At 74.4% G+C, this 12,198-nt stretch carries 8 protein-coding genes; 3 read left to right on the top strand and 5 right to left on the bottom strand.

Going from position 1 to position 12,198, the window contains the following annotated elements:
- Positions 1-206 precede the first annotated feature (206 nt).
- Both ACTMS0_RS19635 and otsB read left to right on the top strand, forming a co-directional pair.
- A complete protein-coding gene (locus tag ACTMS0_RS19635) occupies positions 207-1,607 on the top strand; it encodes an alpha,alpha-trehalose-phosphate synthase (UDP-forming) (protein WP_441156663.1) in 1,401 nt (466 codons plus the stop codon).
- Positions 1,608-1,648: 41 nt separating this feature from the next.
- On the top strand, positions 1,649-4,210 hold the full coding sequence (gene otsB, locus ACTMS0_RS19630; protein WP_441156707.1) for a trehalose-phosphatase: 2,562 nt from the start codon (positions 1,649-1,651) through the stop codon (positions 4,208-4,210).
- A 112-nt stretch (positions 4,211-4,322) separates the two neighbouring features.
- Here the strand turns inward: otsB and cobA are convergent, their stop codons facing one another.
- The 3 genes from cobA to cobC all read right to left on the bottom strand — a co-directional run bounded on the left by cobA (position 4,323) and on the right by cobC (position 7,877).
- Positions 4,323-5,609 (bottom strand): uroporphyrinogen-III C-methyltransferase, encoded by a 1,287-nt coding sequence (gene cobA, locus ACTMS0_RS19625; protein ID WP_441156662.1) that lies wholly within the window; start codon positions 5,607-5,609, stop codon positions 4,323-4,325.
- A gap of 67 nt (positions 5,610-5,676) precedes the next feature.
- Positions 5,677-6,750: a nicotinate-nucleotide--dimethylbenzimidazole phosphoribosyltransferase gene (cobT, locus tag ACTMS0_RS19620; protein ID WP_441156661.1), complete on the bottom strand. Its 1,074-nt coding sequence runs from the start codon at positions 6,748-6,750 to the stop codon at positions 5,677-5,679.
- Positions 6,750-7,877, bottom strand: coding sequence for an Rv2231c family pyridoxal phosphate-dependent protein CobC (gene cobC, locus ACTMS0_RS19615; RefSeq protein WP_441156660.1), 1,128 nt, complete (start codon positions 7,875-7,877; stop codon positions 6,750-6,752). The genes cobT and cobC overlap by 1 nt, the downstream gene beginning before the upstream one ends.
- Positions 7,878-7,998: 121 nt before the next feature.
- On the opposite strand from cobC, the gene ACTMS0_RS19610 reads away from it, so the two are divergent.
- Positions 7,999-10,131, top strand: coding sequence for a transglycosylase domain-containing protein (locus tag ACTMS0_RS19610; protein ID WP_441156659.1), 2,133 nt, complete (start codon positions 7,999-8,001; stop codon positions 10,129-10,131).
- 48 nt (positions 10,132-10,179) lie between these two features.
- Here ACTMS0_RS19610 and ACTMS0_RS19605 read toward each other — a convergent pair whose 3' ends face one another.
- Positions 10,180-10,749 carry a GNAT family N-acetyltransferase gene (locus ACTMS0_RS19605; protein WP_441156658.1) on the bottom strand — a complete coding sequence of 190 codons (570 nt, stop codon included), beginning with the start codon at positions 10,747-10,749 and terminating at the stop codon, positions 10,180-10,182.
- Positions 10,746-12,146, bottom strand: coding sequence for a cobyrinate a,c-diamide synthase (locus tag ACTMS0_RS19600; protein WP_441156657.1), 1,401 nt, complete (start codon positions 12,144-12,146; stop codon positions 10,746-10,748). The genes ACTMS0_RS19605 and ACTMS0_RS19600 overlap by 4 nt, the downstream gene beginning before the upstream one ends.
- Positions 12,147-12,198: the final 52 nt, after the last annotated feature.

The raw sequence follows: 12,198 nt of genomic DNA, 5'->3' as shown, positions 1-12,198 counted from the left end.
CCGTCGCCAATCCTGACAGGTACGCGGCGCTTCGCCCACATCACCCCGCCTCTTGCGGTACGCGGCGGCCCGTTGTCGGCAAGATCACGTTCCGGGTTCGGCGGACGTGGGACGGGTAGGTAACTCCGACACGGGGCCTCAGAGGCCGCAGCTACGCTCAGTACGCTCATTGCGGTGGACCCGTCAGCACCCGGAGGTGGCCGAACGTGACCGTCCGTAGCTCCTTTGTCGTAGTGGCCAACCGACTGCCGGTCGACGAGGTGAGCACGCCCGAGGGGCGGCAGTGGCGACGCAGTCCGGGCGGACTGGTCACCGCGTTGCACCCGGTTCTCGCCGAGCACAAGGGCACCTGGGTCGGCTGGGCCGGCGGCACCGGGGCCGCGCCCGAGCCGTTCGACCTGGAGGGGATCCGGCTGCACCCGGTGCCGCTGAGCGCGGACGAGCTGGAGCGCTACTACGAGGGGCAGTCGAACGCCACGATCTGGCCGCTCTACCACGACGCGGTCGAGACGCCGGTCTACAAGCGACGGTGGCGGGAGGCGTACCGCCTGGTCAACGCCCGGTTCGCGGAGGCCGCGGCGGACGTCGCGGCCGAGGGCGCGACCGTGTGGGTGCAGGACTACCAGCTCCAGCTGGTGCCGGCGATGCTCCGCGAGCTGCGGCCCGACCTGCGCATCGGCTTCTTCCTGCACATCCCGTTCCCGCCGATCGAGCTGTTCATGCAGATGCCGTTCCGCACCGAGATCCTGCGCGGGCTGCTCGGCGCCGACCTGGTGGGCTTCCAGCAGCGGCTGGCGGCGCAGAACTTCGTCCGGCTGGCCCGGCACCTGCTCGGCCTCCGCTACGAGGGGCAGATGATCCAGGTGAACGGCCGCCAGGTGAAGGCGGGCGCCTTCCCCATCTCGATCGAAACCAAGGAGATGGAGCGGCTCGCCGCCGACCCGGCCATCCAGGCGCGGGCCAAGGAGATCCGCGCGGAGCTGGGGAACCCGAAGACGATCATCCTGGGCGTCGACCGGCTCGACTACACCAAGGGCATCGAGTTGCGGCTCAAGGCGTTTCGCGAGTTGCTGGCTGACGGAAAGTTGACAGTGCCGGACGCGGTTATGGTGCAGGTGGCGACGCCGAGCCGCGAGCGGGTGGAGCACTACCAGGCACTTCGCGTCAAGGTCGAGCGCGAGGTTGGTCGGATTAATGGCGAATTCGGCAGGGTCGGGGTCCCGGCGGTGCATTATCTCCATCAGTCGTACAGTCGCACTGAGCTGGCCGCGATGTACGCCGCCGCCGACGTGATGATGGTGACCCCCCTGCGAGACGGAATGAATCTGGTGGCCAAGGAGTACGTCGCATCGCGCGCCGACCAGGGCGGCGCACTCGTGCTCAGTGAGTTCGCCGGCGCCGCCACCGAGCTGCGTCAGGCGTTCCTGTGCAACCCGCACGACCCGGACGCGGTCAAGGACGCCCTGCTGCGGGCCGTACACGTGGAGAAGCCGGAGGCCCGTCGCCGCATGCGGACAATGCAACGCCATCTGCGCGCCCACGACGTGGGGCACTGGGCGAAGTCGTTCCTCACCGAGCTCGGTGTGCCCGAGACGGAGGCCGAGTGAACGCCGCCTCCAGCGACATCGTCACCCCCGCCGCCGGGAGCATGGACCGGGAGCTGCGCACCGCGATCGGCCGGATCGCCCGCGTCCCGCAGCTGCTCATCGCCTGCGACTACGACGGCACGCTCGCGCCGATCGTCGAGGATCCGAGCAAGGCCGTACCGCTGCCGGAGTCGGTGGCCGCGGTGCGCGCGCTCGCCGCGCTGCCGCAGACCACCGTGGCGGTGGTCTCCGGCCGGGCGTTGCGCGACCTGGCCGCGCTGTCCCGGCTGCCCAGCGAGGTCCACCTGGTCGGCAGCCACGGCTCCGAGTTCGACATCGGCTTCGTCGAGCGGCTCTCCCCCGAGCTGATCGCCGTCCGCACCCGGCTGCGCGACGCGCTGCGCGAGATCGCCGCCGCCCATCCGGGGGTCCGGCTGGAACGCAAGCCGGCCAGCGTCGCGGTGCACACCCGGGGGGTCGACCCGCAGGCCGCCGCCGCGGCCATCGAGGCGGTCCGCAGCGGCCCCGCGACCTGGGACGGCGTCACGGTCACCCAGGGCAAGGAGGTCATCGAGCTGTCGGTGGTGGCCACCCACAAGGGCACCGCCGTCGACCAGTTGCGCACCCAGCTCTCCGCGAGCGCCGTGCTGTTCATCGGCGACGACGTCACCGACGAGAACGCCTTCGGCAACCTGCACGGGCCGGACGTCGGCATCAAGATCGGGCCGGGCGACACCAAGGCGCAGTACCGGGTCGCCGAGCCGATCGAGGCCGCCCGCGCCCTCGGGCTGCTGCTGGAGACCCGGCGACACTGGCTGTTCGGCGAGCGGGCCGTGCCCATCGAGCGGCACTCGATGCTGGCCAACGGGCGTACCGTCGCGCTGGTCACCCCCGAGGCCAAGGTCACCTGGCTCTGCAACCCCAAGCCCGACTCGGCGGCGATCTTCGCCGACCTGGTCGGCGGCAGCCCCGCCGGGCACTTCAGCGTCGCGCCGGAGCGCGGCGGCATCCCGCTCGGCCAGCGCTACCGCTCGGGCACGATGACCGTGGAGACCCGGTGGTCCGGCCTGACCGTCACCGACTGGCTCGACATTCCGGACACGGAGACCACGCCGGACGGCCCGGCGATCGTCAGCGCCGACTCGACGCTGGTCCGCGTCCTCACCGGCCGGGGTCGCGCTCGTCTCGAGTTCGCCCCCCGGCCGGAGTTCGGGCAGGTGGCCGTCCAGCTGCAACCGCTCGGCGACGGCCTGCTGGTGCTCGGTTCCAACGAGCCGGTCGCGCTCTACTCACCCGGCGTCGAGTGGCAGGTCACCAGCGACGGCGTGTACGAGACGGCCAAGGCGGTCGTCGACCTCTCCGCCGCCGGCGGCCAGGTCCTGCTGGAGATGCGCTTCGGCACGCACAGCCTGGAGCACCACCGGTTGCCGATCCACGAGCGGCAGGCCGCGGCGGAACAGCCCTGGAAGGACTGGGTGGCCTCGCTGCGGCTCCCGAACACCGCCCGGGACCTGGTCGCCCGCAGCGCGCTCACCCTGCGCGCGCTCTGCCACGAGCCGACCGGCTCGATCCTGGCCGCCGCCACCACCTCGCTGCCCGAGGAGCTGGGCGGTGTCCGCAACTGGGACTACCGCTACTGCTGGCTGCGCGACGCGGCCATGACCGCCCGTGCCCTCGTCGACCTCGGCTCGACCGCGGAGGCCGAGGGGCTGCTGCGCTGGATCGACGGCGTCGTGGAGCGCACCGGCGGGCACCCGGAGCGGCTGCACCCGCTCTACACGGTCGACGGCTACGAGCTGGGCGCCGAGGCGGTCATCGACACGCTCCCCGGGTACGCCGGCTCCCGGCCGGTCCGGGTCGGCAACCTGGCCAACCACCAGCTCCAGCTCGACGTCTTCGGCCCGATCGCCGACCTGATCGCCGCCGTGGCCGACGCGCGCGGCTCGGTCCGCGACGACGAGTGGCGGGTCCTGGAGAACATGGTCGAGGCGGTCCGGCGCCGCTGGCACGAGCCCGACCACGGCATCTGGGAGGCCCGCCTCCCACCCCGGCACCACATCTTCTCCAAGGTCATGTGCTGGATGACCGTCGACCGGGCGCTGCACGTCGTCCGCCAGCACGGCGGCGAGGACCGGCCGGAGTGGGTGGAGCTGCGGGAGCGGATCGGTGCCAACGTGCTGGAGTACGGCTGGCACGAGCACGCCGAGGCGTACAGCGTCGCGTACGGGCACGAGGACAGTGACGCGTCCTCGCTCTGGATCGGGCTCTCCGGTCTGCTTCCCGGCGACGACCCGCGCTTCCTGTCGACCGTGCTGAAGATCGAGGCGGACCTGCGCAGCGGCCCGGTCGTCTACCGCTACCACTGGGACGACGGCCTGCCCGGCCGCGAGGGCGGCTTCCACATCTGCACGTCGTGGCTGGTCGAGGCGTACCTGCGTACCGGCCGCCGCACCGACGCGGAGGAGCTGTTCACCCTGATGATCGACACCGCCGGGCCGACCGGGCTGCTGCCCGAGCAGTACGACCCCCTCGCCGAACGGGGGCTGGGCAACCACCCCCAGGCCTACAGCCACCTCGGCCTGATCCGCTGCGCCCTCCTGCTGGACAACATGCTCAAGCAGTGACGACACCGACGACGGCGGCCGGACGCCTTCCGGCCGCCGTCGCGCACGTGCGGTCCCGACCGGGCTGACCGACGAGGGGACGAGTCGGCGGCGCTCGACAGGGGTCGGGTGCTCAGCCGGCCGCGGCGAGAACCGACACCACGTCGCCGACGACGACCACCGCGGGCGGGCGCAGGTCCGCGGCGACGACGTCGGCCGCGACCGTGCCGAGCGTCGAACGGAGCACCCGCTGCGCGCCGGTCGTGCCCTCCTGCACCACCGCTGCCGGAGTGTCCGCCGGGCGGCCGTGGGCGACCAACGTGGCGGCGATCGCGGGCAGGTTCTTCAACCCCATCAGGATCACCAGCGTGCCGCGGAGCCCGGCCAGGTGCTCCCAGCGCACCAGGGAGGCGGGTGAGTCGGGCGCGACGTGCCCGGACACCACGGTGAACTCGTGCGCCACCGCCCGGTGCGTCACCGGCACGCCGGCCGCCGCCGGCACGGCGACCGCGCTGGTCACCCCCGGCACCACGGTCACCGGCACACCCGCCGCCACGCACGCCAGCAACTCCTCGCCGCCGCGACCGAAGACGTACGGGTCGCCGCCCTTGAGCCGTACCACGACCTTCCCGGCGAGCGCCCGGTCGACCAGGATGCGATTGATCTCCTCCTGCCCGCGGGACGGGCCGTAGGGAATCTTGGAGGCGTCGACCAGCTCGACGTCGGGACGCAGCTCGTCCAGGAGCAGCCCGGGGACCAGCCGGTCGGCGACCACCACGTCCGCCTCGGTGAGCAGCCGCCACCCCTTCAGGGTGATCAGCTCCGGATCGCCGGGTCCGGCTCCCACGAGCGCCACGCGCCCGAGGGTGTCGCCCGGCGACCCTGGCGCGGAGGCCGGCGACGTGGCCGGCGCCAGGCCCTGCCCGGCCGGCCCGCCTGCCACGGCGGGCGTCCGGGAGGACTCCGTCCGCGCGCCCAGCAGCTCGCGGATGGCGTCGCGCACGGTCATCGCGCGGCGCGGGTCGCCGCCGCCGAGGACCGCCACCGTCACCGGGCCGTGCCGGGTGACGGCGGGAGTCCAGGCCGTCGCCGCGGCCCGGTCGTCGGCGCGGACGCAGAAGATGCGCCGCTCGGCGGCGGCCGCGCTGACCGACGCCGCGGCGATCGGGTCGTCGACCGCCACCTGCACCAGCCACGCGCCGTCCAGGTCGTCCGGCACGAAGCGACGCCGCGCCCAGTGCAGCCGGCCGGCGTCGACGTGCGCCCGCAGCGCCGGGGTCAGCTCCGGCGCCACCAGGAACACGTCCGCGCCCGCGTCGAGCAGGGCCGGCACCCGGCGGGTGGCGACCGCGCCCCCACCCACCACGACCACCCGCCGGCCGGCGAGGCGCAGGCCGAGCGGGTACGGGTTCGCGCTCACGCGGCCGCCCCGCCCCGCTGCCCGGCGGCGTGTGACGCCGCGCGGCTGAGCTTCCTGGTCCGCCCGCTCACTTCTCGGCCACCCCCGCCGAGTCGAACGTCGCCACCTCGTGCAGCACGCGCACCGCGCCGGTGACCACCGGCAGGGCCAGCAGTGCGCCGGTGCCCTCGCCGAGGCGCAGCCCGAGGTCGATCAGCGGGGTCAGCCCGAGCCGGTGCAGCGCCACGGTGGCGCCCGGTTCGGCCGAGCGGTGCCCGGCGACCATCGCGCCGGTGGCGTGCGGGGCGAAGGCCGCGGCGGCCAGCGCGGCGGAGACCGCGATGACCCCGTCCAGCAGCACCGGGACGCGCCGGGCCGCGGCACCCAGGATGAGTCCGGCCAGGGCCGCGTGCTCCAGGCCGCCCACCGCTGCCAGTACGCCCAGCGGATCCGCCGGGTCGGGGGCGTGCCGGCGCAGCGCGGCCCGCACCACCTCGATCTTGCGCCGGTACGTGGGATCGTCGACCCCGGTCCCCCGACCGGTCGCATCGGCCGGGTCCACCCCGGCGAACGCCGCGACCAGGGCGGCGGCCGGCGTGGTGTTGCCGATCCCCATGTCACCGGTGAGCAGGATGCCCGCCCCGGCGTCGACCAGGTCGCCGGCGACCCGGACGCCGGTCTCGACAGCGGCACGGGCCTCGTCGCGGGTCAGGGCCGCCTCGACCGTCATGTCCCGGGTGCCGCGCCGGACGTTGGCGTCGACCAGCCGGGGTGCGGGACCGGCGTCCGCGCCCGGGCCGGCGAGGGGTGGTGTGGCGACGCCCACGTCCACCACGGTGACCGAGGCACCGGCCTGCCGGGCGAACGCGTTGACCACCGCACCGCCGGCCAGGAAGTTGCCGATCATCTGCGCGGTGACCTCCTGCGGCCACGGGGTGACGCCCTGGGCGTGCACGCCGTGGTCGCCGGCGAAGATCGCCACCGCGGCCGGCTCGGGCAGTGGCGGCGGGCAGGCGCCGGCCAGGCCGGCGAGGCGTACGGACAGCTCCTCCAGAGCGCCGAGCGAGCCGGCCGGCTTGGTGAGCCGCCCCTGCAGGTCCCGGGCGGCCGCCATCGCCGGCTCGTCGAGCGGTCCGATCGCCGCGATTGTCGTCTCCAGCATCACGCCTCCAGGATCTCCGCCAGTACCTCGATGAACGCGTCGGTCGTCGCCGGGTCGCGGACGGCGATCCGCAGCCAGTCCGGGCCGAGCCCGGGGAACGTGTCGCCGCGGCGTACCGCCCAGCCACGCTCCCGCAGGGCGACCCGCACCGCGGCGGCACCGGGCGCGTGGATCAGCACGAAGGCGCTGGCCGGCCGGCCGGCGACGCGTACCCCCGGAAGGGCCGTCAGGCGCGCGACCAGGTGGTCGCGGTCGGCCGCGAGGCGGGCGGCGATCGCGCGCTCGGCCTCGACCGCCGCCGGGCCGGCGCAGGCCGTTGCGGCGGCGAGGGCCGGTGTGGACACCGCCCACAGCGGCTGGACGGCGGCGAGCCGGTCCAGCAGGGCGGTGTCGCCGAGCAGGTAGCCGATCCGCAGCCCGGCCAGCCCCCAGGTCTTGGTGAGGCTCCGGACCACCAGCAGGCCGGGCAGGTCCCGGCGGGCGGCGAGCGACTCCGGCTCGCCGGGGACGCCGGGGGCCGTGGTGGTGTCGGCGAACGCCTCGTCGACGACGAGAACCCGGCCCGGCCGGGCCAGCGCGGCCAGGTCGGCGGCGGGGTGCAGCACCGAGGTCGGGTTGGTCGGGTTGCCGATCATGACCAGGTCGGCGTCGGCCGGGATGCGCGCGGGGTCGAGCCGGAACCCGTCGGCCGGGTCGAGCAGCACCCGCTCGACGCGGTGCCCGGCCGCGTTCAGGGCGGCCTCGGGCTCGGTGAACTGCGGGTGCACGACCACCGGGCGGCGGACCCCGCGCAGCGCCTGGGCGATCAGCACGAAGCCCTCGGCGGCCCCGGCGGTCAGGAGCACCTCGGCCGGGGGCCGGCCGTGCCGGGCGGCGACGGCCTCCCGCGCCGGCCCGGGGTCCGGGTACGCGGCGAGGTCGCCGAGCGCGGCGATGATCGGGTCGGCCAGCCAGTCGGGCGTCGGGGCGCGGCGCACGTTGACGGCCAGGTCGACCAGGCCCGGAGTGGCCTCGACGTCGCCGTGGTGCCCGAGGTCGGGCTCGTCCACGGCGGCGGCCGTCCCACCCGGCGCGTCGGCCAGGGTGAGCACCCGGCCCGGGGGTGCCTCGATCGATTGACCATGCATGACCGCGATCCTGCCGGGAAGGCGGCGCACGGGACAGCGCCGCACGGCGTGGGACGCGTCACGGACGTCGTGTTTATGAATATTTCTCGGGTACGAATCGGAAATGTCATAACTTGGCGGTGTGAGCAACCGACCCCTTGCTGCCGCCGGTCGTCTCGTCCCTCTCCTCCGCGCCGGTCTCATCGCCGGCATCGTGGTCGCCGCCGTGGCCTATCCCGTCGCCGCCGCGACCGGCATCGGCGCCAAGGTCACCGCCCACGCGCTGCAGCACAAGACGAAGATCCTCACGACCGCCCTGCCCGCCGAGACCTCGTACCTCTACGCGCCGGACGGCAAGACCGTGCTGACGATGTTCTACGAGGAGTACCGGCAGTACACGAAGCTCGCCGACATGTCCCCGAACATCCAGCAGGCGATCGTGGCGGCCGAGGACTCCCGCTTCTACCAGCACCAGGGCGTCGACCCGAAGGGCGTCGCCCGCGCGTTCGTGGCCAACGCCCGCTCCAGCGGAGTCTCCCAGGGCGCGTCGACGCTCACCATGCAGTACGTCCGGATGGCCCTGCGGGACAGCGCGACGACGCCGAAGGAGGTGCAGGAGGCGACCCAGCAGACCAGCGTCCGCAAGGTCCGGGAGATGCGGATGGCCCTGGACCTGGAGAAGGAGCTGAGCAAGGAGCAGATCCTCGAGCGCTACCTCAACTCCGCCTACTTCGGGCACCGCGCGTACGGCATCTACGCCGCCAGCGAGATCTTCTTCTCGAAGACCCCGAAGGACCTCACCCCCGTCGAGGCCGCCACGCTCGCTGGCCTCGTCAAGTCACCGTCCGAGTACGACCCGGCCAGCTCCGACCAGAAGGACGCCACGGCGCGCCGCAACTACGTGCTGGACCGGATGGCCGGGCTCGGCTACCTCTCGCCGAACGCCGCCGCCGCGGCGAAGGCCGAGCCGATCCGGCTGAAGCTGAGCCACCCCTCCAACGACTGCGCCTCGGTCCCGGAGAAGTGGAACAGCTGGGGCTTCGCCTGCGACTACCTGAAGAACTGGTGGAGTGCCCAGCCCGCGTTCGGCGCGAACCCGCTGGAGCGGATGGACAAGCTGCGCCGGGGCGGATACCGGATCGTGCTGAGCCTGGACCCGAAGATCCAGGCGGCAGCGGAGAAGAACGTGGGCGCCAAGGAGAGCACCGGCAGCCCGTTCGCCAACGGCGTCGTGGTCGCGGAGCCCGGCACCGGGCGGGTGAAGGCCATGGCGGTGAACCGGACGTACTCGCTCAACCTGGACGAGAACCCGCCCAGCTCCAACCCGGAGGCCAGTCCCAAGGTCAAGGCCAACTACCCGAACACGGTGGCGCCCCTGCTCGGCGGCGGTGACCTACCGGGCTACCAGGCGGGGTCGACCTTCAAGATGTTCCCGATGCTTGCCGCCCTCGACGCCGGCATGACCCTGAACACCACCTTCAACGCGCCGTACCGGTACCGGTCGGAGGTCTACAACGGCTGGGCGCCGTCCAACGCCAGCGGCGCGATGTCCGGTACGCAGACCATGTGGTCCGGCTTTGGCAAGTCGGTGAACACGTACTTCGTCTGGCTCGAGGAGCAGGTCGGCGCGGACAGGGCGGTGCGCCTCGCCGAACAGCTGGGCCTGCGCTGGCGGACCGACGTGGACCGGGACCACGCGTCCCCGGCGAAGGCCAAGACGTGGGGCGCCTTCACCCTGGGCGTCTCCGACGCCACCCCGCTGGAGATGGCCAACGCGTACGCCGCCGTCGCCGCGGAGGGCCGGTACTGCGAGGCGATGCCGGTGCAGGCGATCTACAACCGGGACGGCACCCCGGCGATGTACCGGACCGCGTCCGGGATCCAGCGGGAGGTCGCCAAGCCGCGCTGCCGCCAGGTGGTCAACGCCGATGCCGCCCGGGCCGCCACCGACGCCGCCCGGTGCCCCACCGGGGACACCCCGGCGAAGGGCAGCTGCGGGGGCTGGTCGACGGCGGACAGCGTCCGCGGCACGGTGGGCCGCCCGGTCGCCGGCAAGACCGGTACCACGGACAGCACCCGGTCGGCCTGGTTCGTCGGGTTCACCCCGGAGCTGGCGGCGGCGAGCTTCATCTCCGACCCGGACAACCCGTTCAACGCGGTCGGCGACGGCCAGTCGCAGATCCCCATCGCGGCGGTCGCCAACACCCTGCGCGACGCCCTCAAGGGCAAACCCACGCGCGAGTTCACGCCACCGTCGGACGCGATCGTCGGCTGAGCGGGCCGGACCGGGTCCCGGGTGCCGGCCAAGCCGCCCCGCCCAGGCTCAGTGCAGGTCGGCGGCGACCAATGACCAGAGCTCCAGGTCGACCCGGGCGCCCCGCACGTACCCGGCGTTGCGGAGCAGGCCCTCGTAGCTGAAGCCGGCCTTCTCGGCGACCCGCCGCGACGCGACGTTGCCCGGCGCGACGCGAAGCTCGACCCGCTGGAACCCGTGCTCCAGGAGCAGCGCGATGGCCAGCGCGTCCACCGCCTCGACGGCCAGCCCGAAGCCGCGGGCGTGCGCGGCCATCGCGTACGAGACCTCCGTGCACCGGGCGCCCCAGTCGGTACGCCGCGTCCAGAGGCAGCCGACCACCCGGTCGTCCTCCCGCCGGAGCACCGCGTAGTGGTCCCCGTCGCCGCTGTCGCGCCGCTGCCGCGCCAGGTCGGTGCACCAGGCGTGCCCGTCGATCTGGCCGGTCTCCTCGGCCAGCGGCAGCCAGCGCTGGGTCTGGCGGTCGGCGAAGACCTCGTCCGCCGCCTTCGCGTCGGCCGCCGTCAGGGGCCGCACCTCCGTACGCGGCGTGGAGACCGTCAGCTCCGGGAACCGGCGGACCGCCACCTGACCGATCACGCGGGGACCCCGCCGGCCGGGGACTCCGCGGGCTCCGCCTGCGCGGCGGCGGCGACCAGCCGGGCGGCCAGCTGCGGGTGCGCGGCCCAGTGCAGCGCCAGCTGCGAGGCGTGCACGCCCCGCCAGACGAAGCCCTCCGGGGCGCCGCCCTCCCAGGTCCAGGCCGGCCGCTGCCCGGCGCGCGGCGTGAGCACGGCCCGATGCTCCTTGTGCCCGGTCACCGTCGCGCCGGCCGCGGCCACCACGCTGTCGGTGGCCGCGGTCGCGGTGCGGTAGCCCACCACGAGGCCGTCCCGGCTGCTGCCGATGGCGTCGATCACCCCGCACATGGGCAGGCCATCCAGCTCCCGGGCCAGCCACAGCAGCCCGGTGCCCTCGGCGACCACCGGCCGGCCGGTGCGCGCCAGCTCGGCGACCGCGATACAGAGCCGGCGGTTCGCCGACAGGCGGTCGGCGTACGACTCGGGCAGGCCGCCGCCGACGACCAGCGCGCGGGTGCCGGCGGGCAGGGTCTCGTCGTGCAGCGGGTCCAGGGTCACCACCTCGGCACCGGCGGCCCGCAGCAGCTCGGTCGTCTCGGCGTGGCTGTAGCTGCCGCCGGCGCCACCGGCCACCGCGATCAGCGGCCGCTCGCCGGTCACCGGCGTCTCGGCACCACCCGCCTCGGCCTCCGGCGACCACGGCGCCACGCTCAGCGGCGGGGCGGACCGGGCGAGCCCCAGCAGCCGTTCCAGGTCGACGGTCGCCGCCACCGCCTCGCCGAGCCGGCGGACCGCCCGGTCGGCCTCGGCGGAAGCCGTGACCACGGGGACCGTCCCGTGCCGGCGCGCCGGCAGCACCGGCGGCAGGTCCTGCCGGCGCAGCGCGCCGTAGACGGGCACGCCGATGTCGTCCAGCGCCTCGCGCAGCAACGTCTCGTGCCGGCCGGAGGCGACCCGGTTGAGGATCACGCCGCCGAGCCACAGCTGCTCGTCGTACGCCCGGAAGCCGTGCACCAGGGCGGCCACCGACTGGCCCATGGCGGCCACGTCGACCACCAGCACGACCGGGCTGCGCAGCGCGGCGGCGACCGCCGCGGTGGACTCGGTCTCCTGGTGGCCGGTGAGCGAGTCGTACAGCCCCATGCTCCCCTGGACGACGGCGAGCCCGGCGCCGGCGGCACCGTGCGCGACCAGCGGGGCGATCCGGTCCGCGCCGACCAGCCGGGGGTCGAGCGTGCGCCCGGGCCGGCCGGCGGCGAGCCCGAGGTAGGCGGTGTCGACCCGGTCGGGCCCGACCTTGAAGCCGGCGACGGTCACGCCCCGGTCGGCGAGCGCGGCGAGCAGCCCGATCGCCAGCATGTTCGTCCCATGCCCGGAGGAGGGCGCACTGAGCACCAGGCGCGGCACGACGGTCATCATCGACTCCCTCGCGGGCGGCGGCGGGTACGCGGGGTGGACCGACGGCGCG

The sequence above is a fragment of the Micromonospora sp. H33 genome, from assembly GCF_052068455.1.
Classification (GTDB): domain Bacteria; phylum Actinomycetota; class Actinomycetes; order Mycobacteriales; family Micromonosporaceae; genus Micromonospora.
Note: the sequence above shows the minus strand (reverse complement) of the source record. Positions and strands in the feature narration are given on the sequence as shown.

Excerpts from the sequence above, each read along its gene's own strand:
- cobT (WP_441156661.1), bottom strand. The coding sequence starts at position 6,750 with ATGCTGGAGACGACAATCGCGGCGATCGGACCGCTCGACGAGCCGGCG.
- otsB (WP_441156707.1), top strand. The coding sequence starts at position 1,649 with ATGGACCGGGAGCTGCGCACCGCGATCGGCCGGATCGCCCGCGTCCCG.
- ACTMS0_RS19600 (WP_441156657.1), bottom strand. The coding sequence starts at position 12,146 with ATGACCGTCGTGCCGCGCCTGGTGCTCAGTGCGCCCTCCTCCGGGCAT.
- cobC (WP_441156660.1), bottom strand. The coding sequence starts at position 7,877 with ATGCATGGTCAATCGATCGAGGCACCCCCGGGCCGGGTGCTCACCCTG.